Origin of the sequence: Cellulomonas sp. PhB143, assembly GCF_003752595.1 — a bacterium.
GTDB lineage: Bacteria > Actinomycetota > Actinomycetes > Actinomycetales > Cellulomonadaceae > Paraoerskovia.
The window spans coordinates 502,029-528,610 of sequence record NZ_RKIJ01000009.1; the positions used below are offsets into that span (position 1 = coordinate 502,029).

Genomic DNA, 26,582 nt, shown 5'->3' on the forward strand with positions numbered 1-26,582 from the left:
CCGCGGCGTCCGACGCCCGGCCGGGCGCGTGACCGCGGCCGGGGCAGGACGAGCAGCAGGACGAGCGCAGGAGGGACCACGTGCGGGCACGACTGCTGGAGGCGGGCACGCTGGCGCTGCTCGTGGAGCCGGGCGCCCCGCGAGCGGGAGACCCGACCGACGCCGCCGCCGACGCCGCCGCGCTCGCCGCGGTCGCCGAGCGCCTGCGGGCGGTCCCCGGCGTCGTCGAGGTCGTCCCCGGGGCCGAGACCCTGCTCGTGCGGGTCGCCGCCGGCCCGGTGCCGCGCGCCGCCGTGCGGGCCGCGCTGGAGGGTGCGCCCGCCGGCACTGCTCGCGCCCGCACCGCTCCCGCCGGGACCACGCGCGCTGGGACCACGGCGGACCTCGCTCGCGCGCCGCGCACCGTCGTCGTGCCCGTGCGCTACGACGGCGAGGACCTCGCCGAGGTCGCCCGGATCCTCGGCACGGAGCCCGCGGAGGTCGTGCGCCGGCACACGGCCGCCACGCACCGGGTCGCGTTCACCGGGTTCGCGCCGGGGTTCGCGTACCTCGCCGGGGCGCGCGGGCTCGAGGTCCCCCGGCGCGCCACGCCCCGCACGCGCATCCCCGCGGGCGCCGTCGGCCTCGCCGGCCCCTACAGCGGCGTCTACCCGCGGGCGAGCCCGGGCGGGTGGCAGCTCGTCGGCACCACGGACGTGCCGATGTGGGACCTCGAGCGCGACCCCCCGGCGCTCCTCCTGCCCGGCGACGAGGTGCGGTTCGTCGACGCCGCGACGTTGCCCGACCCCGCGGGCCGCTCGGCCGCCGACCTCGCCCGGGACGCCTGGTCGGGCGTGCCGCGGGAGGCGACCGTCCGCCCCTGGCGGCGCGCCGGCTCGTCCGGGCTCGAGCTCGTCGCCTCGACCGCCCCGGCGGCGGTCGAGGACCTGGGGCGCCCCGGCCTGGCGCACCTCGGGGTGACCGCGTCGGGCGCGCTGGACCCGCCGGCCCTGCGCGCGGCGAACCGGGCCGTGGGCAACGGGCCGTCGTTCGCCTGCCTCGAGCTGACGGGCTCCGCGACCCTGCGCGCCGTCGGGCGCTCGACCGTGGCGGTCGCGGGCGCGGTGACGCGCGCCGCCGTCGTCCTCGAGGAGGGGGACGAGATCACGCTGGACGCGCCGGCGCACGGGCAGCACAGCTACGTCGCCGTGCGGGGCGGGATCGACGTGCCGCAGGTGCTCGGCAGCGCGTCGACCGACCTGCTGTCCGGGCTCGGCCCCGCGCCGGTGCGCCCGGGCGAGATCGTCCCCGTCCGGGACGTGCCCGACGACGTCCTGGGTCCCCTCCGGCGCGGTGCCCCGCCTCGCGGTCCCCGGGACGGGCCGCACGGTCCGGGTGCCGGTCCGGAGGACCCGGACGTCGTCGTCGTGGACGTGGTGCTCGGTCCCCGGGACGACTGGTTCGACGACGAGTCCCTCGCGCGCCTGCTCGCCCAGGAGTGGACCGTCACGCCGCGCCTCGACCGGGTCGGCGCGCGGCTCGAGGGCCCGCACGCCCTCGTCCGGCGCGAGGAGCGGGCCGCGGCGGAGCTGCCGAGCGAGGGGGTCGCGCTCGGGGCGCTGCAGGTCCCGCCGGACGGTCAGCCCGTGCTGCTGCTCGCCGACCACCCCGTCACGGGCGGCTACCCGGTGGTCGCCGTCGTCGCGGCTGCCGACGTGCCCCGGGCCGCCCAGGTCCCGCCCGGCGGCCGGCTGCGGTTCCGCCGCGTCGAGCAGCCCTCGGCCTGAGCCGACCGGTCCTCGCCCCGTCCGCCGAGACGTCGAATTCCGCCCCTGAGATCGCAGATCTCGGGGCGGAATTCGACGTCTCGGCGGATCAGGGGCGCGGTCAGCCGCCGCAGCCGCAGTCGGCGAGCTGCCCGACGAACCGGTCGAAGATCACCCGCGCGCCCCACGTGCCGCCGTCGGGCACCCGGTCGGCGAGCACGACGAAGGTGAGCATCCGCTCGTCCGCGGTCACCACCGTCCCCGAGAGCGCCGTGACGTCCGGCAGGCTCCCCGTCTTCGAGCGGACGACGCCGGCCGCGTCCGTCCCGACGAACCGCTCGGCCAGCGTCCCGGTCAGGCCGGCGATCGGGATGCCGACGGCGGCGGTGCGCAGCCGCGGCCGCTCCGGGTCGGTGATCGCGCGCAGCACCTGGTCGAGCTGCTGAGGGCTGACCTTCGACCCGTCGCCCAGCCCGCTGCAGTCGGCCAGGACCATCCCCTCGGTGTCCACGTCGAGCCGCTGGACCGCGGTGCGCACGGCCCGCGTCGCACCGTCGAACGTCGCCGGCACCCCCGCCTCGATCGCGACCAGGCGCCCGACCCCCTCGGTCACCGAGTTGTCCGAGTGCTCCAGGAAGTAGTCGACGACCTGCCACAGCGGCGCGGACTCCACGGCGCCGAGCTGCTTCGGGTCCTTCGGGACGCTGGAGCGCACCGGGTCGCCCGTGACCGTCACGCCGCGCTTCTCCAGCGCCGCCGCGAACGTCTGCGCCGCGGCCATGCTCGGGTCCGGCGAGCGCAGCGCGTACTCGTCGTCGGAGAGCCGGGCGATGTCGACCTCGAGCGGGGTTACCGGCGCCGCGTAGCCCGCCGCCACCGACCGGGGGTCCCACGTGGGGCTGACCGTCGGCCCCTCGAAGAGCGTGTCGTCGAGGGCCAGGTGCACGGAGTCCTCGCCGCGCAGCAGCAGCTTCCCGGCGACCTGCTTCGCGAGGTCCGCGAGCCCCGCGTGCCCGTTCGTGGCCTCCGGGTCGCCCGCGCCCGCCGCGAGGAGCATGTCTCCCCCGCCGTGCAGGTAGATCGTGCCGTCCCCGGGCTTCGCCTGGACCACCGACGTCGTCAGGGTCGAGTGCGGGTCGAGGGTCGACAGCGCCGCGGCCGCCGTGAAGAGCTTCTGGGTGGAGGCCGGGACGAACGCGGCGGTGGGGGCGTGCGCACCGAGGACGTCGCCGCTGTCGCGGTCCGTGACCAGGACGCCGACGCGCTTGCCCAGCCTCGTGTCCGCCGCCAGGTCGTCCACCAGGCCCTGCACGTCGCTCGGCGAGGGCTCGGGCGCGTCGTCCGCCAGCGCCGGCGCGACCGCGACGGGCTCGTCCCCGAGCGCCGCGCCGGGCGCGTCCGGGAAGGGTGCCGCGGGCGCCGGGACCGGCTCGACGGTGAGGAGGCCGGGCACGAGGTCGTACGCGTCGGCCGTCAGGTATGCCCCGGTGGCGACGAGCACGACCGCCACGGTGCCGCCGGCCCGTGCTCCCCAGCCCATCGCCGTCCTTCGTCGTCGGGTGCCGCCGTCGGGCGGTCCTGAGGGCCGCCCCGGCCCACCGTGGGAATTATCACTGATGATCCTCCACGGCGGGGCCGCCGGGTCCCGGGCGGCGCGTACCGGCGTGTCACACTTGTCCAGGACAGGGCGCGCCCGCGGCCGGACGACTGGAGGAACAGTGGAGTTCGACGTCACGATCGAGATCCCCAAGGGGCAGCGCAACAAGTACGAGGTCGACCACGAGACCGGGCGCATCAAGCTCGACCGGATGCTCTTCACCTCGACGCGCTACCCCGACGACTACGGTTTCATCGAGGAGACCCTCGGCGAGGACGGCGATCCCCTGGACGCGCTCGTGCTGCTGGAAGAGCCCACGTTCCCCGGCTGCCTGATCCGCTGCCGCGCGCTCGGCATGTTCCGCATGCGCGACGAGGCCGGCGGCGACGACAAGGTGCTGTGCGTGCCGACCGGTGACCAGCGCGCCGCGTGGCGCCAGGACATCGACGACGTCTCCGACTTCCACCGCCTGGAGATCCAGCACTTCTTCGAGGTCTACAAGGACCTCGAGCCCGGCAAGTCCGTCGAGGGCGCCCACTGGGTCGGCCGCGCGGAGGCCGAGGCCGAGATCACCCGCTCCGTGCAGCGGGCGATCGACACCGGGTACCACACCGGTCACTGACGCACGCCACGCACCACCCGTCGCCGACGCCGGCCTGCTCACCAGCGGTCGCCGAACCGGCGGTTACCGTCGCCGAACCGGCGGTTGCAGGTCCCCAGAGGCTCTGGAAGACCTGCAACCGCCGGTTCGGCGTCTTTCTGGGCAGGGGCGCGGGCTCAGCGGCCGTCCGTCGAGCCCTGCAGCGTCATCGCGTAGACGTTCAGGTCGCTGTCGTGGTCCCACGCCGTCCCGGTCAGCCCGGGCGCGACCCATTCCGGCACCGCCGGCCGCGGCAGGGTGATGGCCCGCACGGTCTTGTACACGTCCAGCCGGACCGACGTGCGGTAGAGCGCGACGTCGTCGGACACCTTCCCGTCCTTCGCCGAGACCCGGTACGGCATGTCGAGCGCGACGGCGTTGCCGAACTCCGGCTCGTCGGCCGTCCACTCCGTCATGCTCACCGGGACGTCCGCGGTGCTGCCGTCCCGGTAGGTGACCACGGCGGTGCCACCCTCGACCCCCGTGCCGCCGTTGGTCGACGTGCCGAGGATCTGGAGCCGGCTGTAGCGCCCCGCCGGCAGGGCGACGGTCTGGCCGTGAGCCTTGACGAAGTTGGCGTCCGTGCCCACGGTCGACGGCGCCTCATAGGTGACGCCGTCGAGCGTCGTCGGGCCCGCGGCGGGCAGGAGATCGGCAGCGAGGCTGGAACCCTTCCCGTCGAGGTCGCCCGAGCCCGGGTCGGCGAGCGACGCGACACCGTCGGTGTCGTAGTCACCGCTCAGGTCGACCGCGCAGGACGTGCTCGTCCGGGCGGCGCAGCCGCCTGTCGCCTTCGCGGAGACCGTCGCGCTCGTGCGCACCGGGTCGGAGCCGGACGCGCGAGCCGTGACCGTCACCGGGTAGTCGCCGGCCGCCGTCCCCGCGGGCGCCGTGACGGTCACGGGGACCTCGACCTGGGTCGGGAGCCCGTCCGAGGAGATGCGGACGGTCTGTGCGGTCTTCGAGACCTTCCACCCCGCCGGAACCTTGGCGGCGACCGTCACCTCGGCGGTCCCGGGGTCCGTGGCCTGGACCGTCAGTGTGAGCCGCTGGTGCGACGCGGCCTTCGCCGACGCCGGAACCGTGGCCGCGGTGGGCGAGAGGCTCGCGCTGAGGTCCTTCGTCGCGACCGGGTCGTGGTTGACCGACGGCGGCGCGTCCTCCGGCGACGTGCCCCAGCTCGTGGGCTGCGTGCTCAGGGCGTAGTCGATCGTCCCACCGTGGGCGATGTCGGACTGGCGGACCCAGGGACGCTGCGTGTCCTTGCCGTTGACCGTGGCCGTCGCGATGTACCGCTTGTCCATGCTGGCGCCCGGGGCGGTGAGCTTCAGGGTGCCGCCCTGGACCGACCCGTAGCTGCCGATGCGCACGGTCGTGCTCGGGAACAGCGGTGTGGAGGCGACGTAGTCGTTCGAGCCCGACATCGTCGGGTACAGCCCGATCGCAGCCATCACGTACCAGGCCGACATCTCACCCATGTCGTCGTTCCCCGTCATCCCCTCGGGGGTGTTGGTGAACAGCGTCTGCTGGGCGCGCACGACGGTCGCGGTCTTGTCGGGCCGCCCGGTCCACGCGTACAGGTACGGCGCGAGCAGGTCCGGCTCGTTGGTGGGCGTGTACGTCGTGTTGCCGTAGTAGCCGTACGGGGCCGTGACCCACGCGTCCTGCGCGGTGCGCTCCGGGTTGTTCACCAGGTCGGAGTACACGAAGAACTGGTCCAGCTTCTGGGTGGTCGCCCGGCGCCCGCCCATCATGTCGACCAGCCCGGACGGGTCCTGCGGCACCATCCACTGGTACTGGCTCGGCCCGCTCTCGTGGAAACCGTGCGAGCCGGTCGTGGTGTCGTACGGCTCGAGCCAGGTGCCGTCCGCCGTGCGCGGGCGGAACGTGCCGAGCGTCTTGTCGTAGATGTTGCGGTACGACTGGCCGCGCTCCGCGAACATCGCCGCGTCGTCGTCATGGCCCAGGCCCTTCGCCATCAGCGCCAGCGACGAGTCAGCGATCGCGTACTCGAGCTGGGACGACGCCGGGTAGTAGCAGTCGTTGTCGTTGCCGTGCGTCGGGCAGCACGCGCCGGAGGAGTCGCCCGTCGGGCAGCTGTCGCGGTCGGCCACGTGCAGGCCGTAGGGGATGTAGCCACGGTCGGCGTAGAACGCCTGGCCGGCGCGACCGTTCTGCGCGACGTCGGCCGGCGGCACCTGGGTGGCGTTCTTGCGGAGGTAGCCGTACGCCTCCTCGGCCTCGTCGTCGGAGAGCAGGCCCTTGGACCAGTTCTCGACGACGAACGGCGTGACCGGGTCGCCGGTCATGATGTTGCCGTCCTTGTTCCCCAGGAACCAGCGTGGTAGCCAGCCGCCGTCGCGGGCGATCGCGACGATCGACCGGGCGACGTCGTGCGCGACCTTCGGGTCCAGCATCTCGACGAGCTGGTTCTGCGTCCGGTAGGTGTCCCAGAGCGAGAGGACGCCGTATGGGGTGAAGCCCTTCGCCTTGTGGATCTGGTCGTCCGTGCCCATGTAGCGCCCGTCGACGTCGCCGACGACGTTCGGGGAGAGGGTCGCGTGGTACAGCGCGGTGTAGAAGACGATCCGCTGCGTACGGCTGCCACCGGCGGTGTCGACCCGGTGCAGCATCTCGTTCCAGCGGTCGTGCAGGGCGTCCTGGACGGCGTCGAAGTCGAAGCCGACGTCGCCCGTCTCGACATCGAGGTTCTTGCGCGCGCCGGCGAGCCCCGTGTACGACAGGGCGGTCTTGACCACCACCGGGTCGTCGTTCTTCGTCGTGTCGAAGGTGACCCAGCCGCCGTTCGCGCCGTCGTTCGCCGACTCGCTCGACCCGGGGCTCAGCGTGTCGTTCTTCCAGGTGCCGTGCGCGGTGAACGGCCGGCTGAGCTTCGCCACGAAGTACGCCTTCTGCCCGCCCTCGCCGGCCACCCAGCCCTCGACGGTGCGGTTGCCGACGACGTGGACCTCGGACTCGGACACGCCCTCGCCGGTGTTGAACAGGACGTTCGCCCGCGCGGTGCGGCCGAAGTCGTAGCGCTGCCAGGTGGTGCGCTCGGTCGCGGCCAGGCTCACGTCGACGCCGTACCTCTCCAGGCGCACGCGGTAGTCGTCCGGGTGCACCTCCTCGCGGGCGCGGTTGAAGCTCGAGGCGTAGTCGGCCGGGTCGCCGGACGTGACCTCGCCGGTGGTGGCCATGACGGGCACATAGTTGTACCGGCAGGCGTTGACGGCGGTCTGGCTGAAGCCGTAGATCTTCTCCGCGGAGTCGGAGTCGCACCGGTTCCCGCCCGCGCCGGGCGCGTTCAGCACGTTCGGCACCGCCTGCGCCATGCCGAACGGCTCACCCACGGCGGGGAAGTCGAACCCCTCGTTCTTGGTGCCGATGAACGGGTTGACCAGCGAGGTGAGGTCCGCGCCGGGCCGGGCGACGTCACCGCCCGCGGTCGGCGCGGCGGAGGCTCCGGCAGGGACGGCAAGCGCCGTCAGGAGGGCCGCGACGAGCGTGGCGGCCAGCGCCCCGCCACGTCGGGGGCGCCCTCCGGCGAGCGCTCGGGGGAAGAAGTGCATGGTGGTCAGATCCTCTGCATCGAGTGGGCATCAACAACCTTGTCAAGCCTGACAGCGTTGTCATCCAGGGTGAATTGATCGCATCACGGCACGTCGAGCGTGTCAAACGCATGCCACCGGGGTGTGGCGATATGCCGGGCGCAGGCTCAGGGACGACCGGCGTACGGCATCTGGTCCGGGTAGCGGATCGGGTCGATCGACAGCGGCTTGCCGGGCCGGCGGGCCTCGATCATCATCCCGTCGCCCACGAACATCGCGACGTGGTAGATCGAGCCCGGGTCGCCGGGGTTCGAGCCGTAGAAGATCAGGTCGCCCGGACGCATGCTCCCGTAGGAGATCTTCGCGACGTGCTGGTACTGCGAGCGCGACGTCCGGGTGATCTCCACGCCCGCCGCCTCCCACGCCCGCATGGTCAGGCCCGAGCAGTCGTAGGAGGTGGGACCCGTACCGCCGAGGACGTAGGGCGCGCCGATCTTCGTCCGCGCCCAGGCGACGGCCTCGCGCCCCCGCGCCGCCGACCCCGAGGAGGCGCCCGTCCCGGACGACGGCGGCGGCGCCGGGGCGGTGGTGTGCGTGGGCTTCGGGGCCGGCTCGGGCTTCGGGGCGGGCGCCGGCTTCGGCTTCGCGGCCGGCTCGGGCTTCGGGGCGGGCGCCGGCTTCGGCTTCGCGGCCGGCTCGGGCGCAGGCTTCGGCGCCGCGGCCGGCTCCGGTGCCGGTCCCGCAGCAGCCTCTGGCGCCGCCGACGTGATTTTCGGGGCGTCGGACGGTTCGGCGCCGGGCTCGGCAGCCGCCGCCCCGGCCGACCCGCTGGCGCGTGCCGGGGCCCGCGACGGCGCGACGGTCGCCTCCGGCTCCTGCTCCGCCGCTGCCTCGGCGGCGGCGTCCAACGCCGCCTGGCGCCGGGCCTCGAGCGCCACGCTCGTGCCGCGGGCGTCCGCGAGCTCGGCGACCAGCCGGTCCCGCTCGCCCTGCGTCCGGGCCACCTGCTGCGCGGTCGCCGCCTGCGTCGTGCGGGCGGCGTCGAGCCGCCGCTCCGCCAGGCTCCGCGCGGCGTCGAGGTCGTCGCGGGCGGCGTCCGCCTCCGCGCCCGCGGTCCGCGCGACGGCGGCCGCGGTCCGGTACTCCGAGAGCGCCTGGCTCGACGTCCGCCCCGCGGCCCGCCGTGCCCGGTCGTCCTGGACCATCCCGTCGAGGTCCGCCGCGTCGACGAGCACCGCGAGCGACGCGAGACCGGGGCCGGAGCGCTGCGCCGAGCGGTAGACCGCACCGAGCGCGGTGCGGCTCGCCTCCGCCCTGGTGCTCGCGGCGGCGGCCGCCGCACGCTGCTCGTCGTACTCCTGTGCCGCGTCGGCCACTGCCTCCTTCGCCTCGAGGTAGTCCTCGGCGGCGGTCCCGACGGCTCGGTCGGCCGCACGGTCCTGCCCGGCGAGCGCGGAGAGCCGGTCCTCGATCGACGCGACGTCCCCCGCGGCCGCGGCGACGTGCTGGCGGGCGGCGGCGACGTCGTCGGACGTCGGCGGCGCCGGGGACGGGTCGGCCTGCACCGGGCCGGCGACGAGGCCGGCGAGGGCGAGGGACGCGACGAGGCCGGCACCTACCATCCGTGACGAGCGGCGCAAGATACCTCCACGAGGGCCGAGGGCCGTGAGCGACACGGCACCTCGTGCACCTTTGCACCGCTCGCAGGGCTCGGCAACACCTCACGGGTGCGCGGAGCGGGGCCAGGTGTCCACATCGTGGTCTCACATCGCGGACGGATGCTGGTGCGGGCCGCCCGCGCGGCCTACCGTCGTCGGCATGACCCGCCGAATGTGCTGTCGCTGACACCGCACGTTCGCCTGCCCTGATCCGGCACGACGACGGTCCGCGACCCTCGCCGACCCTCGCCTCCCGGGACGCGCCACCACCCCGTGGTCGACGGCGCCGGCGGTACCGCGTGCACCAGTCCACGGACCGCGCGCCGGTCCCCGAACCGTCCCCGGAGACTCCCATGAGCACGCAGCCCGCCTGGTCCTTCGAGACCCGCCAGATCCACGCCGGCCAGGAGCCGGACCCCGCCACGGGCGCCCGCGCCCTGCCGATCTACCAGACCACCTCGTTCGTCTTCCCCGACGCCGGCGTCGCGGCCGACCGCTTCGCGCTCAAGGACCTCGGGCCGATCTACACGCGCATCGGCAACCCCACCCAGGGCGTCGTCGAGGAGCGCGTGGCGAACCTCGAGGGCGGGGTCGGCGCCCTGCTGCTCGCGTCCGGCCAGGCCGCGGCGACCTACTCGATCCTCAACCTCGCCGAGGCGGGCGACCACGTCGTGGCGAGCGCGAGCCTGTACGGCGGCACCTACAACCTGCTGCACCACTCGCTGCCGAAGCTCGGCATCGAGACGACGTTCGTCGAGGACGCGGCCGACCCGCAGGCCTGGCGCGACGCCGTCCGGCCGAGCACGAAGGCGTTCTTCGCCGAGACGATCCCCAACCCGCGCTCGGACGTGCTCGACATCGCGCTCGTCGCCGACGAGGCGCACGCCGCCGGCGTCCCGCTGATCGTCGACAACACCGTCGCGAGCCCCTACCTGGTGCGGCCGATCGAGCACGGCGCGGACATCGTGGTGCACTCGGCCACCAAGTACCTCGGCGGGCACGGCGCCGCGATCGGCGGGGTGATCGTCGACTCGGGGAACTTCGACTTCGCCGCCTCGCCCGAGCGGTTCCCCGGCTTCAACACGCCCGACCCGTCCTACAACGGCATCGTCTACGCCCGCGACCTCGGCGTCGACGGAGCCCTGGGCGCCAACCTCGCGTACGTGCTCAAGGCGCGCGTGCAGCTCCTGCGCGACCTCGGCGCGGCCGTCTCGCCGTTCAACGCGTTCCTCCTGGCGCAGGGCATCGAGACCCTGTCGCTGCGGGTCGAGCGGCACGTCGCCAACGCCCAGCACGTCGCGCAGTGGCTCGAGGCGCGCGACGACGTGCTGCGCGTCCACTACGCGGGGCTGCCGTCCAGCCCGTCGTACGCCACGGCGCAGAAGTACCTGCCGCGCGGCGCCGGAGGGGTCCTGGCGTTCGAGATCGACGGCGGGACCGAGGCGGGCCAGGCCTTCGTCTCGGCGCTCGAGCTGCACTCGAACGTGGCCAACATCGGCGACGTGCGCTCGCTGGTGATCCACCCGGCGTCGACCACCCACAGCCAGCTCACCGTCGCCGAGCAGGCGCTCTCCGGGGTGACGCCCGGGCTGGTGCGGCTCTCCGTCGGGCTCGAGAACGTCGAGGACATCCTCGCGGACCTCGAGCTGGGGTTCACGGCGGCCAAGGCAGCATCGACCCCGTCGGCCTGACCGCCGCCCGACCCCGCTCGACCCCGCCCCACCCCGCCCGCCCCGGCGCGCCGCGGGCGCGTCCGCGCGCCCGGCCCGGTCCCCGCCTCGAGTGCCTGGCGCGAGGGCGACCCCGCCGGCCACCGGCGCTTCGCCGACGTCGGCACCTTCGACCTCGAGAACGGCGCCCGGATCCCCGACGTGCGCGTCGCCTACGAGACCTGGGGCGCGCTCGCCCCCGACGGCTCCAACGCCGTCCTCGTGCTGCACGCCCTCACCGGCGACTCCCACGTCACCGGCCCCGCCGGCGACGGCCACCGCACCGCGGGCTGGTGGGAGGCCATGGTCGGCCCCGGCCGCCCCATCGACACCGACCGCTACTTCGTCGTCGCGCCGAACGTGCTCGGCGGCTGCCAGGGCACCACCGGCCCCGCGAGCAGCGCGCCCGACGGCGCCCCCTGGGGCGGGCGGTTCCCCCGCGTCACCCCGCGCGACCAGGTCGCGGTCGAGATCGAGCTCGCGCGCACCCTCGACATCAGCTCGTGGCACCTGGTCGTCGGCGCCTCGATGGGCGGCCACCGCGTGCTCGAGTGGGCGATCCTCGGCCCGGAGAACGGCGTCGAGGTCGAGGCGATCGCCACCGTCGTCACGTGCGCGCAGTCCACCGGCGACCAGATCGCCTGGGCGCACTCCCAGATCGGCGCGATCCGCGCCGACCCCCGGTTCCGCGGCGGCGACTACTACGACGCGGCGGACGACGACGGCCCGCACGTCGGCCTCGCGATCGCCCGCCAGATCGCGCACACCACCTACCGCACGGCCCAGGAGCTCGACACGCGCTTCGGCCGCCTCCCGCAGGGCGGCGAGGACCCGTTCACGGACGGCCGCTACGCGGTGCAGTCCTACCTCGACCACCACGGCGACAAGCTCGCCCGGCGGTTCGACGCGAACAGCTACCTGCGCCTGACCGAGTCGATGATCACCCACGACCTCGGGCGGGACCGTGGGGGCGTCGACGCGGCCCTCGGCACGATCACGGCGCGCGCGCTCGTGGTGGCCGTCGACAGCGACCGCCTCTTCCGCCCGGCCGAGAGCGCCCGGATCGCGGCGGGCGTCCCCCGCGCGGAGCCGCTCGTCGTCCTCGAGTCCGAGTTCGGGCACGACGGGTTCCTCATCGAGTTCGACCAGCTCGGGCCGCTCGTGACGACGTTCCTCACCGAGCTCCGCGAGGACGCGCGGCTCTGACGCGCTCCGCCTCCCCCGCCGGCGCGCGGCGCCGGTGCACCATGACGGGTATGACGGCCGACCTGCGCGAGCTCACCGAGGCCCTGCACGCCCAGTGGCAGGCCCTGAGCGCGTGGCTGCGCGAGGCCGACCTCGACGACGACGCCCTGGAGTCCCCGAGCGTCCTGCCGGGGTGGAGCGTCGGCGCGCTCGTCACCCACCTCGGCCGCGTCATGGACACCCTCGCCGCGGCGGGCCCGGTCCCGCCCGGCACCGTCCCGATGTCGCTCGCCGAGTACCTCGGGACCTACCCGCAGCGGGCCGAGGAGATCGCCGAGGCCACCCGGGCGCTGGACGCCCGCACCCGCGGGGACCGGCTCGGGGCGGCCGACGGCGCCGCGGCGCGCGGCTTCGCGGCGCTGGACCGGCTCGCGGCGGCCGACGACGTGGTGCAGGCCCGGCGCGGGCCGCTCACCCTGCGCGACATGGTGGCTTCCCGGGTCGTCGAGCTCGTGGTGCACGCCGACGACCTGGACCGCTCCCTCCCGGGAGTCTCAGGCAGCCCGCGGGACCGCGGGGCCCTCGACCTCGCGGCCGCGGAGCTGCTGGCGATCGTCGTCGCGCGCGGCGGGTGGCACGTCGAGATCGAGGACCCGCTGACCTGGGTGCGGCTCGCGGCCGGGCGCGCGGCGTACGACGTCGACGTCCTCGCCCGGGCGCTGCGCCCCGAGTTCACGGCGGGCGGCGTGCCGGACCTGGGCCGCGTGCTCCCCGTCCTCTGAACGGCCGAGCCCGCGCGAACCCCGGGCGCCGCGCCTACCCTCGGTGCATCAGCGGCGCGCGCCCCGCGGGCCGTGGTCGAGGAAGGCTCGATGATGACTGCGGTGCTCAACCCGTACCTCGGGTTCCGTGACGACGCGCGACAGGCCCTGGAGTTCTACCGCTCGGTGTTCGGGGGCGAGCTGGCGCTCTCCACCTTCGGCGAGATGCACGCCAGCGAGGACCCGTCCGAGCAGGACAAGATCATGCACGGCCAGCTGACGACCGAGCGCGGGTTCACGCTCATGGGAGCCGACACCCCGAACTCCATGGAGTACTCGCCCGGCGGCCCGCACCAGGTCTCTCTGAGCGGCGACGACGCCGTCCTGGCCCAGTACTGGGAGGCGCTGTCCGACGGCGGCACCGTGCTCGAGCCGCTGACGAAGGCGCCCTGGGGCGACAGCTTCGGCATGTGCATCGACCGGTTCGGCGTGCGGTGGCTCGTCAACATCTCGGGCGGCGGCCCGGTCGCCTAGGTTGGGGGGATGCTCGCCGCCTACGCCGCCCGCCTCGACCACGACGACCCGATCAGCGCGCTGGAGGTCGGCGAGCGTCCCGCCCCCGGACCCCGCGAGCACTGGACGACGGTCGACGTCCGCGCCGCCGCCGTCAACCACCACGACCTGTGGGCGCTGCGCGGCGTCGGGCTGTCCCCGAAGGCGCTGCCGATGATCCTCGGCACCGACGCCGCCGGGGTCGCACCCGACGGGAGCGACGTCGTCGTGCACGGCGTCATCGGGGCGGACGGCCACGGCGTGGGGCCCGACGAGCCGACGACGCTGCTCTCGGAGCGCCACCCCGGCACCCTCGCGGAGCAGGTCGCCGTCCCGACGGCGAACCTGGTCCCCAAGCCGGCCGAACTCTCCTTCGAGGAGGCGGCCTGCCTGCCGACGGCGTGGCTGACCGCCTACCGCATGCTCTTCGTCGCGGCGGACCTCTCCCCCGGCGACCGGGTGCTCGTCCAGGGCGCGGGCGGCGGGCTGACGAGCGCGGCGATCACGCTCGGCGCCGCCGCCGGCCTCGAGGTGTACGCGACGTCCCGCTCGGAGGCCAAGCGTGCCCGGGCGCTCGAGCTCGGCGCGGCGGCGGTCTTCGAGCCCGGCGCCCGGCTGCCGGCGCGGGTCGACGCCGTCGTCGAGTCCGTCGGCCGCGCGACGTGGAAGCACTCCGTGTCCTCCGTCCGGGCGGGCGGCACCATCGCGCTGTGCGGGCTCACGTCCGGCGACCCGGAGCCGGCGGAGCTCACCCGCGTCTTCTACCAGCAGGTCCGCATCCAGGGCGTGACCATGGGCGAGCGTGCCGACCTCGCCGCGCTCCTGCGGTTCGTGGCACGCACCGGCGTGCGACCGGTGATCGACCGGGTGCTGCCGCTCGCCGAGGCCCGCGCGGGCCTGGCGCGCGTGTGGTCCGGCGAGCACTTCGGCAAGGTGGTGCTGACCCCGTGACGACGCTCCCCGGCGGCCCGCTCGGCGGCGCGCCGCCGGAGGAGTCGCTGCCCGGGCCGACGTCCCCCGACCCGGCCGACGGCTGGGTCGAGGACGTGCTGGGCCCGGACTACCGCCGTCGGACCCTGGACCTCGGGACCGACGACGAGGGCGCGGTGGTCGCGAGCATCGTGCGCTACGCGCCCCGCGACGACCCGTTCCCCCGCCCGGCGCGGGCGGTGCTGTACGTGCACGGCTGGTCCGACTACTTCTTCCAGACCGGGCTCGCGGAGTACTGGCACGCGCAGGGCGCCGCGTTCTACGCCCTCGACCTGCGCAAGTACGGCCGCAGCCTCCTGCCGCACCAGACCCCGGGCTACGTCGAGCACCTCGACACCTACGACGCCGACCTCGACGCGGCCCTCGCCGTCGTGCACGCCGACCTCGGCCAGCACGCCGCGGTCGTGCTCGTCGGGCACTCCACCGGGGGGCTCGTCGGGACCCTGTGGGCGGACCGCCACCCCGGGCGGCTCAGCGGGCTCGTGCTCAACTCGCCGTGGCTCGAGATGCAGGGCTCGTCCGTGGTGCGGACCGTCTCGACGCCCGCGATCCGCCAGCTCGCCCGGTTCCAGCCCAAGGCCCCGCTGCCGAACATCGACCCCGGCTACTACTCCCGCGCGCTGCTCGCCGAGTCCGGCGGCGAGTGGGAGTGGGACCTCGCCTGGCGGCCGACGCCGACGTTCCCCGTCCGCGGCGGGTGGCTCAACGCCATCATCGACGGGCACGCGCGCGTCGCGCAGGGCCTGCGGATCACCGTGCCGGTGCTGATGCTCACGTCCACGCGCTCGATGATCAGCCCGCGCTGGAGCGAGGAGATGCGGTACGCCGACGTCGTGCTCGACGTCGACGCGCTGGCCCGCCGCGCGCCGTCGCTCGGGCAGGTGGTCACCCTCGTGCGGATCCCCGGGGGCGTGCACGACCTGACGATGTCGGCCCCCGCGGTCCGCGCGCGCCTGTACGCCGAGATCACCCGGTGGGTGGCCGGGTACGGCTGGGACTAGGAGAAGCGGGAGCGGAACGCGTCGGTGAGCGACGGGCCCCGCTCGCCCAGCCGCCAGACCGACCAGCCCTCCGCGGTGTAGCTGCCGGACGCCGCCACGGCCGCCGAGTCCGGGCTGCGGTAGCGCGTGCCGTCCGCCAGCTCGATGTAGCCGTCGACGAGCAGCGTCGCCTCGAAGCGCTGGCCGCGGCGCGGGCGCGTCCACACGAGCGGCGTCGGGCGCCCGAGCGCGCGGGCGAGCGCGTGCAGGTCGGAGTCGTCCTCGTCGAACGGCGCCGGGCCGGGGTCCGGCGGGACCGGGGCGAAGGGCGCGGGCTCGTCCGGCGGCGCGTCGTAGGTCGGCAGGTCGTAGCTGGGCGGCGCGTAGACCGGCGGCTCGAACGACGGCGCCTCGTCGACGGGCGGCTCGTCGGCCGGGGGCACCGGCGCGGGCTCCTCGTGCGCGGGCCCGTCCTGGGTGAACGCCCGGAACGGCTGTGTGTCGAAGGTCCCTGCGGCGAACCGGTCCTCCCGGGACCGGCGCGAGCGCCGGCCGAGCTCCGCGCGACGCTCGCGCTCGTCGTCGAACACCGAGACCGGCGCGTGCCAGACGGGGGGCGCCTCGGGCTCGGCGGCCGCGGCGACCGCCTCGGCGCGCCGCCCCGCGTCCTCGGGCTCGATCGTCATCCGGCCGGGCGCCTCGCCGGTGGAGCCCTCGATCGCGAGCGGGGAGACGTCGACGAACCGCCGCCCGTCCTCGGCGTGCACGACGCCGGCCGTGAGCACGGTCGTGCGGCCGCCGGCCTGGCGGACGAAGTCGACGGCGTCGAGCACGTCGTCGCGGGCGCTCGAGCAGATCACCACGAGCCGCGCGCCGGAGCCCGGACGCACCGACGGCGGGCGCCGGCCCGCGAAGGGCAGCGTGTCGAAGAACGTCTCGAGGTCGGCCGCGAACCGCTCCGGCCCCTGGGCGTAGCGCCGCGCGAGCTCGCCCCGCGTCAGGCGGCCGGCCGCCCCGGCGCGCCGGAGCGCGGTGTGCAGCGCGGACTCGTCCAGGTCGGCGACGACCTCGATGACCACGGGCGATCCCGTGGCGTCGATCGCCAGCAGGTGGGGGTCGTCGGCGCCCGAGCGTTCCGCCACCGGGAAGATGCGTTCACCGAGCAGGGAGTCGATCTGGCCGTCCACGACCCGCTGCGCGGTCGTCGGGAGGCGGTCTCCGTCGTGCTCGTTCTGGACCAGGACAGGCTGTTCGGGATCGACCTCGAACAGGGGCATCGTGACTCTCCAGGGGTGGCTCGGTGCGCCTAGCCTACGTCCCTGGCGGGGGTGCCCGGAACGGGTCCGGGCGAACTTCTGCGACCCGTCCCCCGGGCCCCGGGGAGCGCCGCCGACGCGGTGCCGGCGCGCAGCCGCTAGTGTCGCGACGACACGACCGACGACACGTCCGGCGCACGGCCGGGCCCGGGCGCGGCACCGAGGGGACATCGACATGGACGACGCGCTGATCGCCGTCACGAAGGTCGGGATGCTGGCGTTCGTGGTGGCCGGCATGCTCTCGATGGGCCTGCGGCTGACCGTCCGGAGCATCGCCGCGCCGCTGCGCGACGTGCGTCTCGTCGTCGGCCTGGTGCTGGCGAACTTCGTCGTCGTCCCCGGGCTCGTCGTCCTGCTGACCAAGGTGCTGCCGATGGACGACGCGACCGGCTCGGCCCTGGTCCTGCTGGGCTGCTGCGCCGGCGCGCCGTTCCTGCCGACGCTCGCGAAGCTCTCCCGGAGCGACCCCGCGCTGGCCGTCGGCAGCATGGTGCTGCTCATGGTGCTGACGATCGTCTACGCGCCGCTGGTCGTCCCGGCCGTCATCGAGGGCGCGACGGTCTCCGCGGGCGACATCGCGAGGTCCCTCGTCGTGCTCATGCTCGTCCCGCTCGTCATCGGCCTCCTCGTCCGGGCCCGCTACCCGGAGGTCGCGGACCTGTGGGACGACGGCGTCGGCAAGCTCTCGACGCTCGGGCTCGGCATCGGTCTCGTCGCGGGGCTCGTGGTCAGCTGGCAGGACGTGCTGAGCTCGATCGGGTCGTGGATCTTCGTCGGGACGCTGCTGCTGCTCGTCGTCGGGCTCGTGGTCGGCTACCTCGCCGCGACCGGACGCCCCGGCGGCGACAAACAGCTCGTCGCCCTCGGCGCCGCCCAGCGCAACATCTCGGCGGCGCTGGTCATCGCGGTCTCGCTCGGGGACGACGTCGTCGTGCGCACCCTCGTCGCGGCGCTGATCGTCCCGATCCTGCTCATCCTGCTCGCGGCGGAGCTGGGCAAGCGGCACGAGGCGCGGGCGGGCGCCTGACGCTCAGTCCTCGCGGGCGAGGCGCTCCTCGACGCGGGCGACCTTCCCGTCGATCTCGCCGGTGCGCCCGGGCCGGAGGTCGGCCTTGACCACCAGCGAGACCCGGTGGCCCCCGGCGCCGACGGCCTCGGTCGCCGCCCGGATCACGGGCATGACGTCGTCCCAGTCCCCCTCGATCTCGGTGAACATCGAGGTGGTGCGGTTCGGCAGGCCCGACGCCCGGACGATGCGCACGGCCTCGGCGACGGAGTCCGCGACGGACTCCCCGGCGCCGAGCGGGGACACGGAGAACGCGAAGATCGCCATGCCCCGGATGCTACGCGGCGGCCCGCCTCACGCACCCCGCCCGCGCACCGGGGCGTCGCCGGGGCCGAGCTCGGGGGTGCTCCGCACGCCGAACACGTCGCGCAGCGCCCGGCGCGCCGCGTACCAGCCGCCGAGCCCGTGCACCCCGGGACCGGGCGGCGTCGACGCCGAGCACAGGTAGACGGCGGCGGGCCCGGCCGTGGGCACCCGGTAGGGGTCCGCCCGTGCCGTCGGCCGCGCGAGCATCTGCCGCATCGAGACCGCGCCCGCCGCGATGTCGCCGCCCGCATAGTTCTCGTCGTGCTCGTCCATCCGCGCGGCCGGCACGCACCGCGAGGCGACGACGACGTCGCGGAACCCGGGCGCGTAGCGCTCGACGTGCGCGGTGACGGCCTCGGTGACGTCCGCGTCGGAGCCCGCCGGGACGTGCGCGTAGGTCCACAGCGGGCGCAGCCCGCCCGATGCACGCGTGGGGTCGACGACGGTCGGGTCGCTGAGCAGCGTCATCGGCCGCGCGGCGTGCCGGCCCGCGGCGACGTCGGCCTCGGTCGCGGCCATCTCGGCGCGCGTCCCGCCGACGTGCACGGTCCCGGCGCGGGCGACCTCGGGGTCTGCCCACGGGACCGGGCCGTCGAGCACGAAGTCGACCTTCGCCGCGGCGTCGCCGTACCGGAAGCGGCGCAGCGCGCGGGCGGCCCGGGGCGCGACCCGGTCGCCCAGCACCGCGAGCAGGGTGCGCGGCGTGGTGTCGAACAGGTGGGCCCGCGCGGGCGGCAGGTCCCCCGGCCCGCCGACGCGCAGGCCGGTGACCACCGTGCCGCCGTGCGCCTCGAGGTCCGCGCGCAGCGCCGCGACGACAACGCCCGAGCCGCCGCGCGGCACGGGCCAGCCGTCGCCGGCGTGCGCGAGAGCGGCGAGCAGCAGCGCCGTCCCGGCACCGGCGAGCGACGGGAGCCGCGTGATCGCGTGCGCCGCGACGCCGGTGAGCAGGGCGGGCGCCACGTCGCCGCGGAACCGCAGGTCCCACGCGCGCGTGCCCTGCTCCGCGACGGCCGCCCCGAACCGCGCGGCGGTCGTGATCCCGCCCGGGAGCAGGCCCGCGGGCAGGGAGCGCTTGTCGCCCAGCGCGAGCCGGGCGACGTCGGGCCACTCCTGCGCGAGGCGGCCCACGAGCGAGCGCCAGGCCGGACCGTCCTCCGCCAGCCGCTCGACCGTGCGGTCCAGGTCGCGGTACGCGATCCCCGCCGGGCCGCCGAGCAGCGGCTGCGCGTACGACACCTCGGGCACCAGCAGCTCGACGCCGCGCGCGGCGAGGCCGAACGCGCGCAGGAAGGGCGACGCCCAGGCCATCGGGTGCACGGCCGAGCAGACGTCGTGCACGATCCCGTCCGCGAGCCCGAGGTCCAGCGTCCGCGCCCCGCCCCCGGCGGTGGGCTGCGCCTCGAGCACGGTGACGCCGAGCCCGGCACGCGCCATCGTCACGGCGGCGGCGAGGCCGTTGGGCCCGGACCCGACGACGACGATGTCCCGCGCCCCGCCGCGCCCGCTCACCTCAGCTCCCCCACCGGCCACGGTGCACGACCTCTGCGAGCGGGCGCCGCGCCCGCCGCGTGACCGAGCCGCGCGGCGCCTCGCCCGGTGCGGGGTGACCGACCGTCACCGCCCCCGTCGGGGACCAGGCCTCCGGCACGCCGAACGCCGCGCGGAACGCGCCCACCCGCGCGGGCGGGACGCCGAAGAAGCACGCCCCGAGCCCCTCGTCGACCGCCGTCTGCAGCATCAGTAGCGCCGCCATGCCGGCGTCCACGTGCCAGTACGGCGCGGACCAGCGCTCCTCCGCCCGGTCCGCCCAGCCCTTGTCGTCCTGCGCGTACCGGTCGAGGTAGGCGTCCTTCGACGCGAGGACCACGACCACGACGGGCGCGGTCCGCATCCCCGCCAACCACGCCGACGGCGGGTCGCCCGCCTCCGCGGGCGACGTCGCCGCCCAGAACCGGGCCACGTCCTCGGGCGCGTCGAGGACGAGGAACGACCAGCCCTGAGTGAAGCCCGCGCTCGGGGCGCGGACGGCGTTGCGCAGCATCCGGTCCACGGCGCCGGCGTCGACCGGCTCGGGCGAGTAGCGCCGCACCATGCGCCGGCGTCGGACGACCTCCTGGAGCTCCATCGGGCCATCCTCCCCCGACGCGCGGCCGGGACTGCCCCGAGCAGCTCCGCGAGGTAGTGACTTCTCGTCGAGCCGGTGGTTCGAGGCCTCTGCCTCGACGAGAACTCACTACCGCGGCGCCGGGCCGGCTCCGACGGGGGGCCCGGGCCGGCGCGCGAGGGTCAGAGCCGCGCCGCGAGCAGCTCCGCGAGCGTGGTGCCGGCGACGCCGGCGAGGTCGTCCGCCTGGGTGCGGCACGAGAACCCGTCCGCGAGGTACACGTCGCCTTCCTCGGCGGCGGCGAGCGCGGGCAGCAGCGACGCCTCGGCGACCTTCACGGAGACCTCGTAGTGGCCCTTCTGCATGCCGAAGTTCCCGGCGAGCCCGCAGCACCCGGCGAGGGTCTTGAGGGTGGCGCCCGCGTCGGTGAGCAGCTTCTCCTCCGCGCGGAAGCCCATGACGGCGTGCTGGTGGCAGTGCGGCTGGACGACGGCGCTGACGTCCGAGAGGTCGGGGACCTGCCAGCCCGAGGCCGCGTCGGGCCGCGTCGCCGGGTCGGTGAGCAGCTGGGCCAGCGTGCGCGTCGCGTCCGCGACGGCCCGGGCGCGCGGGTCCTGCGGGAACAGGTCGACGAGGTCCGAGCGCAGCACCGCGGTGCACGAGGGCTCGAGACCGACGATCGGGATGCCGTTCACCGCGTACGGGCCGAGCACCGAGAGCAGGTTCGCGAGCCGCTTGCGCGCGCCGTCGAGCTGGCCGGTGCTGATCCACGTGAGCCCGCAGCAGGCCTCCTGCTCGGGGACGACGACGTCGTACCCCGCCGCGCGCAGGACGCTCAGGGCGGCCTGGGGCACGGTCGGGTCGAAGGCGTCGGAGAACGAGTCCGTCCACAGCACGACCCGCGGGCGCCGCGAGACGACCGGCCGCCCGGGCGCCGCGTCGAGCGCCAGGCCGGGCACGCCGTGCGTCGCGCCGCCCCGCTTCCACCACGTGCGGAACGGCACCTCGGCGAACTCCGGGACGCTGCGCCGGGTGTCCATGCCGCCGAGGGCGAGGACGGTCCGCGCGAGCGGGCGCCAGGACAGCAGCCGGTTCGCCAGGCGCGGCATGCCACCGGCGAGCCGCGCCCACCGGGGCAGCCAGCCCAGCGAGTAGTGGTCCACCGGGCGGAGCCGGCCCCGGTACGTGCGGTGCAGCACCTCCGACTTGTACTGGGCCATGTCGACGCCCGCCGGGCAGTCGGACGAGCAGGCCTTGCACGAGAGGCACAGGTCCAGCGACTCGCGCACCTCGGGCGCCGCGAGGCCGCCGACGAGCGTGCCGTTGATCGCGTCCTGCAGCACCCGCGCGCGGCCGCGCGTGACGTCCTTCTCGTCCTTGGTCGCCAGGTAGGACGGGCACATGAAGCCGCCCGACGCCGTCGAGTCGGCCCGGCACTTGCCGACGCCGACGCAGCGGTGGACCGCCTGGGTCAGGTCGCCGTGATCGTGGGCGAAGGAGAACCCGACGTGCCCGGTCCCGCGCGCCGCCCGGCCCGAGCCCGGCCCGGCGATCGAGAGGACCGGCTTCGCCTGGGGGCGGCGCAGGTCGGCGTCCACGGGCCGCGGGTGGACGACGACGCCGGGGTTCAGCAGGTTCTTCGGGTCGAAGAGGTCCTTGAACCGCTCCATCAGCCGCATCGCCTCGGCCGAGTACATGATCGGCAGCAGCTCCGAGCGCGCCCGCCCGTCGCCGTGCTCCCCGGAGAGCGAGCCGCCGTGCTCGGCGACGAGCATCGCCGCGTCGGTGAGGAACGTGCGCAGCACGGACCCGGACTCCTCGAGCGGCACGTCGATGCGCAGGTGCACGCACCCGTCGCCGAAGTGCCCGTACATCAGCCCGTCGAGCCCGTACCGGGCCATGAGGGCCTCGAGCTCGCGCAGGTAGGCACCCAGCCGGTCTGGGGGCACCGCGGAGTCCTCCCAGCAGGGCCACGCCTGCTCCCCGGCCGGCGTGCGACCGCCCAGCCCCGCGCCGTCGGCCCGGATCTGCCACATCGCGGTGGCCTCGGGCCCGGCGGGCAGGATGCGCGTGGCGGTGCTCGCCGAGGTCGCGACGATCCGCTCGGCGTTCGCCAGGGCCTCCTGCGCGCTGGCCCCCGCGACCTCGACCATGAGCCAGCCGCCGCCCGCGGGCAGCTCGGGGACGGCGCCGGCGCCCTTGGCGCGGCGGACCACGTCGACGAGCCGCGCGTCGAGACCCTCGATCGCGAGGGCGCCGAGCGGCAGGAGCGCCGGGACGTCGTCGGCCGCCGCGGGCATGTCGGGGTAGCCGAGCACGACGAGGGTGGGGCGGCTCGGGACCGGGACGAGCGCGACCGTCGCCTCGAGGACGGTGACGGCCGTGCCCTCCGTGCCGACGAGCGCCTTGGCGAGGTCCGAGCCGTTCTCGGGCAGCAGGTGCTCGAGCGAGTACCCGGACACCTGCCGGCCGAACCGGCCGAACTCCGTGCGCAGCAGCGCGAGGTTCTCCTCGACGAGCTCGGCGAGGCCCGGCACCTGAGGGAACGTGCGGTCACCGGCACCCGCGACGAAGCGCCGCCCGCGGCCGTCCACGACGTCGAGGGAGACCACGTTGTCCACCGTGCGCCCGTAGGCCACCGCGTGCGGCCCGCAGGCGTTGTTGCCGATCATCCCGCCGAGGGTCGCGCGGTTCTGCGTCGAGGGGTCGGGGCCGAACCGCAGGCCGTGCGGCGCGGCCGCCCGCTGCAGCGCGGACATGACCAGCCCGGGCTGCACGCGCGCCGTGGCCGCTCCCGGGTCGATCTCCAGGACCTGGTCCAGGTGCCGCGAGACGTCCAGGACCACGCCGGGCCCCACCGAGTTCCCGGCGGTGGAGGTCCCGCCGCCGCGGACCGTGAGGGGGACGCCGAGCTCGCGGGTCAGGGCGGCCGCCGCCGCGAGCTCGTCCGTCGACGCCGGGAACGCCACGACCTCGGGGACCACGCGGTAGTTCGACGCGTCCGTGGAGTACTCCGCCCGGCGTCGCGTGCCCGTCTCGACCTCACCCGACATCACCGTGCGCAGCGCCACCGCGAGCGCCTCGCGCGCCGTCGCGGACGCCCGCGCGGCGTCCGCCCGCGCCTCCTGGACCGTCGTCGCGGTCACGTCGGAGCCGCGGGGCGCGGGGGTCGGTGCCGGGGTGTCTGCCGTGGGTCCTGCGGGTGAGATGTCGGGCACCGTCGGATTCTCGCACCACCCGCCACCTGCCCGCAGGGCCCTCCCACCCGGCGGACGCGCGCCCCGGCCGGGATCGGGGCAGGGTGGTCTGGCGCGTGGAGGAGCGCGAGAACGACCTGCCGGGGTTCACGCTGCCGACCTGGGACGAGATCTCCCGCACCGCGCGGGAGTACCTGCGCGACCCGGGGCTCAGAGCACGAGCTCGGGCTGCAGGCGCGTCGCCGTCCACACCCGCTGACGGCGGGCCGCCCACGTCGTGAACCCCAGCGCGACGACCAGCACCCCGCCGAGCACGAGCGCGTCGGCGCCCGCCGCGGCGAGGCTGCCGCCGTACAGGAGCTGACGCAGCCCCTCGACCCCGTAGGTCATCGGCAGCAGGTAGTGGATCGAGCGCAGCGGCTCCGGCAGCGTCTGCCACGGGAACGTCCCGCCCGCGGTGACGAGCTGGACGAGCATCAGCACCAGCCCCAGGAACTGCCCGGCCGCCCCGAGCCAGGCGTTCAGCGCCTGCACGATCGCCATGAACGCCGCGGTGACGAGCACGAGGAACCCGAGCGTGAGCCACGGGTGGGCGACGTCGATGCCGAGCGCGAGGGTCGTGACGAGGAACATCACGGTCACCTGGGCGACGCCGAGCAGGAACGGCGTGAGCCACCCGCCGACCGCGACCATCCAGGACGGCCGGCCCGCGGCGAGCGCCCGCGTGGACAGCGGACGCACCAGCAGGAACAGCACGTACGCGCCGATCCACGTGGCCAGGCTGAGGAAGAACGGCGCGAGGCCGGCGCCGTACGTGCCGGCGGAGGAGAGGTCGTCGCTGTGCACGGCGACCGGGTCGCCGAGGTTCGACGCCGTCGCGTCGGCGGTCTTCTGGTCGGGGTCGGGGACCTGCCCCAGCCCGTCGGCGAGTCCCGCGTGCAGGCGCGTGGCCCCGTCGACGAGGTCGTCGGAGCCGTCCGCCAGGTCGGACGTGCCCGAGGCGAGCCTCGCGGCACCCGAGGAGAGCGTCGCCGTGCCGTCCGCGAGCGAGCCGGCGCCCGTGGCCAGGGTCCCGGTGGCGTCGTGCAGCGACGCGGCGCCGTCGGCGAGGTCGGAGGCCCCGGAGTCGAGCGTGCCGGCCCCGTCCGCGAGGTCGGACGCGCCGTCGTCCAGCGTCGCCGCGCCGTCGGCCGCGTCGTCCACCCCCTGCGCGAGGGCCGGGGCGGCGTCCGCGAGCCGCGCCGCGCCGTCAGAGACCTGCTGCGCCCCGGACGAGAGGGTGTCGAGCTGCGTGGAGGCGTCCTTCACCTGGTCGCCCGCCGCGTCCAGCGGCGCGCGGGCATCGTCGAGGTCGGCGAGGAGCGCGTCGATCTGGTCCTGCGACAGACCCTGGTCCGCGAGCGTCGTCGAGGCGTCGGCGCGCCACGCGTCGAATCGGTCGCCGAGCTCGTCGACGCCCTGGGCGGCCTCGTCGCCGTACTGCGCGACCTGCGCGTTCCCGTCGGCGACCTGCGCCGCACCGTCCGCGAGCTCCTGCGTCTGCCCGGGCAGGTCCTTCGTCCCCTCGCGCAGGGTGCCGAGGCCCGAGGACAGCGTGCCGGCCCCGTCGGCGAGGTCGTCCGCGCCGTCGTGCAGCCGGCTCGCTCCGTCCGCGGCGTCGGACGCGCCGGACGCGAGGCGCCCGGCGCCGTCGTCGAGGTCCTGAGCGCCGGAGGACAGGCGGGCGGCGCCCTCGGCCGCCGTGCCCGCGCCGTCCGCGAGGTCGTGCGCGCCGTCGTCGGCGGTCCCGATCCCGTCCTGCAGCGTCCTGGCGCCGTCGGCGAGCCGTGCGGCACCGTCCACGGCGTCGGACAGGTCGGTGTGGATGTCGTGGAACCCAGCGAGGAACGTCGACGCCGCCTCGGTGCCGACCTGCGACGCGACCGAGTCGCGGACCTCGCCCACGATGGTGTTCGCGATGGTCGTCGCGAGGTAGTTGTTCGCGTCGTTGGTGACGAGCTGCAGGCTCGCCTGGTGCGGGTCGAGCTCACCGCTGGAGACGAGGTCCGCGGAGAAGTCGGGGCCGACGATCAGCGCGGCGTCGTACGTGCCGTCCCGGACCCCGTCCTCGGCGTGCTGCCGGTCGGTCTCGGTCCAGTCGAAGCCGCCGTCGTCCTGGAGCTGGTCCGCGACCTCGGCGCCGTAGCGGACGTGGGTCTCCTTGCCCGACGTGGCGTCGGTGGTCGTCGCGCCCTCGTCCTCGACGACGACGGCGGCGGGCACCTCGGCGAGACGCCCGTACGGGTCGTGGTTGGCGAAGAGGTAGAGGCCGGCGTAGAGCGTCGGGATGATCGCCATCGCGAGGATCGCGAGCCGGGGCATCGTGCCCGTCGTGAGCCGGCGCAGCTCGCTGATCGAGAGCCGGAACGGGGTCATCGGGGGTCCTCCGAGTCGGGTGCGGGCGTCGCGGTGAGCGCGACGACGGGCGGCGCGTGCCACGGGTCCACGCCCCCCGTGCCGCGGGCCTCCGGCAGGTCGGCCCCGAGCATCCGGGCCGAGGACCGCGTGGCGCCGACGAGCACGCCGTACCCGCGCGCCGCCCACGCGAGCGCGAGGTCCCACCACTGCGCGGGGTCGCCGCCGTGGCGGTCGGGCAGCACGAGCACGAGGAAGCGCACCCGCGGGTCGGCCGCGCCGAGCGCGAGGAGCAGGGCGACGCGCTGCGGACCGGTGAGCTGGTCGACGCGGGTGCCGCGGTCGACGTCGCGCGTGCTCGCCGCGATCCAGCCGCGCACGTCGCGGGGCCGGTCGGGGCGTCCCGCGAGCGAGAGGCCCTCGGCCACGACGTCCGCCACGGTCAGGGCCTCGTCGGGCTCGGACACGCCGGGCACGTCGACGACGGCGGTGACCTCGCGCAGGAGCGCGGGCAGCGGGCCCTCGGGCGTCGCGGCAGCATCGGCGGAGCCGGCGTCGCCGCCCGCCAGCAGCACGAGCCCCTCGGAGGGGTGCATCCGCCCGGACGCGACGAGGGCGAGCGCCGTGTGGCCGTGGCCGGGCTCGCCCGCGACGAGGACGGCGCTGCCGGTGGCGACCGCGACGGAGAACCGCGACAGGAGCGGCTCGCGCCGCCCCCGGACTCCCACCTGCTCGAGCGTGATCTGCACGTCGACGACCCTTCTGTTGACCTCGGATCAACAGCGTACGCCTGCTGTTGACCAGAGGTCAACGACCTGCTACCACTGG

General features: G+C 75.5%; 18 protein-coding genes and 1 pseudogene. 9 read left to right on the forward strand and 10 right to left on the reverse strand.

Translation table 11 applies throughout. The features are described from left to right. The first annotated feature begins 80 nt into the window (after positions 1–80). Positions 81–1,766, forward strand: coding sequence for an urea amidolyase family protein (locus EDF32_RS03675; protein WP_123307134.1), 1,686 nt, complete (start codon positions 81–83; stop codon positions 1,764–1,766). A gap of 100 nt (positions 1,767–1,866) precedes the next feature. On the opposite strand, the gene dacB is transcribed toward EDF32_RS03675, so the two are convergent. Beyond that, on the reverse strand, positions 1,867–3,285 hold the full coding sequence (gene dacB / locus EDF32_RS03680; protein WP_123307135.1) for a D-alanyl-D-alanine carboxypeptidase/D-alanyl-D-alanine-endopeptidase: 1,419 nt from the start codon (positions 3,283–3,285) through the stop codon (positions 1,867–1,869). A 178-nt stretch (positions 3,286–3,463) separates the two neighbouring features. Between dacB and EDF32_RS03685 the strand changes: the two genes are divergently transcribed. After that, complete coding sequence (locus tag EDF32_RS03685) at positions 3,464–3,964, forward strand: inorganic diphosphatase (RefSeq protein WP_123307136.1); 501 nt, start codon at positions 3,464–3,466, stop codon at positions 3,962–3,964. A 155-nt stretch (positions 3,965–4,119) separates the two neighbouring features. On the opposite strand, the gene EDF32_RS03690 is transcribed toward EDF32_RS03685, so the two are convergent. After that, complete coding sequence (locus EDF32_RS03690; RefSeq protein ID WP_123307137.1) at positions 4,120–7,554, reverse strand: GH92 family glycosyl hydrolase; 3,435 nt, start codon at positions 7,552–7,554, stop codon at positions 4,120–4,122. Between the two features lie 146 nt (positions 7,555–7,700). Then, on the reverse strand, positions 7,701–9,155 hold the full coding sequence (locus EDF32_RS03695) for a C40 family peptidase (RefSeq protein ID WP_123307138.1): 1,455 nt from the start codon (positions 9,153–9,155) through the stop codon (positions 7,701–7,703). Positions 9,156–9,544: 389 nt separating this feature from the next. Here EDF32_RS03695 and EDF32_RS03700 point away from each other — a divergent pair, with 389 nt between their 5' ends. The 6 genes and pseudogenes from EDF32_RS03700 (at position 9,545) to EDF32_RS03725 (ending at position 15,389) form a co-directional block, all read left to right on the forward strand. Continuing rightward, positions 9,545–10,882 (forward strand): bifunctional o-acetylhomoserine/o-acetylserine sulfhydrylase, encoded by a 1,338-nt coding sequence (locus EDF32_RS03700; RefSeq protein WP_123307139.1) that lies wholly within the window; start codon positions 9,545–9,547, stop codon positions 10,880–10,882. Positions 10,883–10,912: 30 nt separating this feature from the next. After that, positions 10,913–12,106 (forward strand): annotated as a pseudogene (locus EDF32_RS03705) (homoserine O-acetyltransferase); the annotation flags it as partial. Positions 12,107–12,156: 50 nt separating this feature from the next. Further along, complete coding sequence (locus EDF32_RS03710) at positions 12,157–12,867, forward strand: maleylpyruvate isomerase N-terminal domain-containing protein (protein WP_123307140.1); 711 nt, start codon at positions 12,157–12,159, stop codon at positions 12,865–12,867. Between the two features lie 93 nt (positions 12,868–12,960). Continuing rightward, positions 12,961–13,380: a VOC family protein gene (locus tag EDF32_RS03715; RefSeq protein ID WP_123307268.1), complete on the forward strand. Its 420-nt coding sequence runs from the start codon at positions 12,961–12,963 to the stop codon at positions 13,378–13,380. Positions 13,381–13,389: 9 nt separating this feature from the next. Then, on the forward strand, positions 13,390–14,349 hold the full coding sequence (locus EDF32_RS03720) for a zinc-binding dehydrogenase (RefSeq protein ID WP_123307141.1): 960 nt from the start codon (positions 13,390–13,392) through the stop codon (positions 14,347–14,349). A 47-nt stretch (positions 14,350–14,396) separates the two neighbouring features. Then, positions 14,397–15,389: an alpha/beta hydrolase gene (locus EDF32_RS03725; RefSeq protein ID WP_123307269.1), complete on the forward strand. Its 993-nt coding sequence runs from the start codon at positions 14,397–14,399 to the stop codon at positions 15,387–15,389. Here the strand turns inward: EDF32_RS03725 and EDF32_RS03730 are convergent. Then, positions 15,386–16,645, reverse strand: coding sequence for a hypothetical protein (locus tag EDF32_RS03730; protein ID WP_158614048.1), 1,260 nt, complete (start codon positions 16,643–16,645; stop codon positions 15,386–15,388). The two genes, EDF32_RS03725 and EDF32_RS03730, sit on opposite strands and share 4 nt — an antisense overlap. A gap of 214 nt (positions 16,646–16,859) precedes the next feature. On the opposite strand from EDF32_RS03730, the gene EDF32_RS03735 reads away from it, so the two are divergent. Beyond that, positions 16,860–17,711, forward strand: a complete 852-nt coding sequence (locus EDF32_RS03735; protein ID WP_158614049.1) for a bile acid:sodium symporter family protein — start codon at positions 16,860–16,862, stop codon at positions 17,709–17,711. A gap of 3 nt (positions 17,712–17,714) precedes the next feature. Here the strand turns inward: EDF32_RS03735 and EDF32_RS03740 are convergent, their stop codons facing one another. The 6 genes from EDF32_RS03740 to EDF32_RS03765 all read right to left on the reverse strand — a co-directional run bounded on the left by EDF32_RS03740 (position 17,715) and on the right by EDF32_RS03765 (position 26,503). Continuing rightward, the gene (locus tag EDF32_RS03740) at positions 17,715–18,017 is read right to left on the reverse strand and encodes an MTH1187 family thiamine-binding protein (protein ID WP_123307144.1); all 303 of its coding nucleotides are present in this window, start codon (positions 18,015–18,017) and stop codon (positions 17,715–17,717) included. Between the two features lie 27 nt (positions 18,018–18,044). Further along, on the reverse strand, positions 18,045–19,568 hold the full coding sequence (locus EDF32_RS03745) for an NAD(P)/FAD-dependent oxidoreductase (RefSeq protein WP_123307145.1): 1,524 nt from the start codon (positions 19,566–19,568) through the stop codon (positions 18,045–18,047). A gap of 1 nt (position 19,569) precedes the next feature. Continuing rightward, on the reverse strand, positions 19,570–20,184 hold the full coding sequence (locus EDF32_RS03750) for a nitroreductase family protein (protein WP_123307146.1): 615 nt from the start codon (positions 20,182–20,184) through the stop codon (positions 19,570–19,572). Between the two features lie 161 nt (positions 20,185–20,345). Further along, positions 20,346–23,216, reverse strand: a complete 2,871-nt coding sequence (locus EDF32_RS03755; protein ID WP_123307270.1) for an FAD-binding and (Fe-S)-binding domain-containing protein — start codon at positions 23,214–23,216, stop codon at positions 20,346–20,348. Positions 23,217–23,570: 354 nt separating this feature from the next. Then, the gene (locus EDF32_RS03760; RefSeq protein ID WP_123307147.1) at positions 23,571–25,775 is read right to left on the reverse strand and encodes a YhgE/Pip domain-containing protein; all 2,205 of its coding nucleotides are present in this window, start codon (positions 25,773–25,775) and stop codon (positions 23,571–23,573) included. Next, entirely contained in the window at positions 25,772–26,503 is a 732-nt protein-coding gene (locus EDF32_RS03765; RefSeq protein WP_123307148.1) for a hypothetical protein, read from the reverse strand. The genes EDF32_RS03760 and EDF32_RS03765 overlap by 4 nt, the downstream gene beginning before the upstream one ends. Positions 26,504–26,582: the final 79 nt, after the last annotated feature.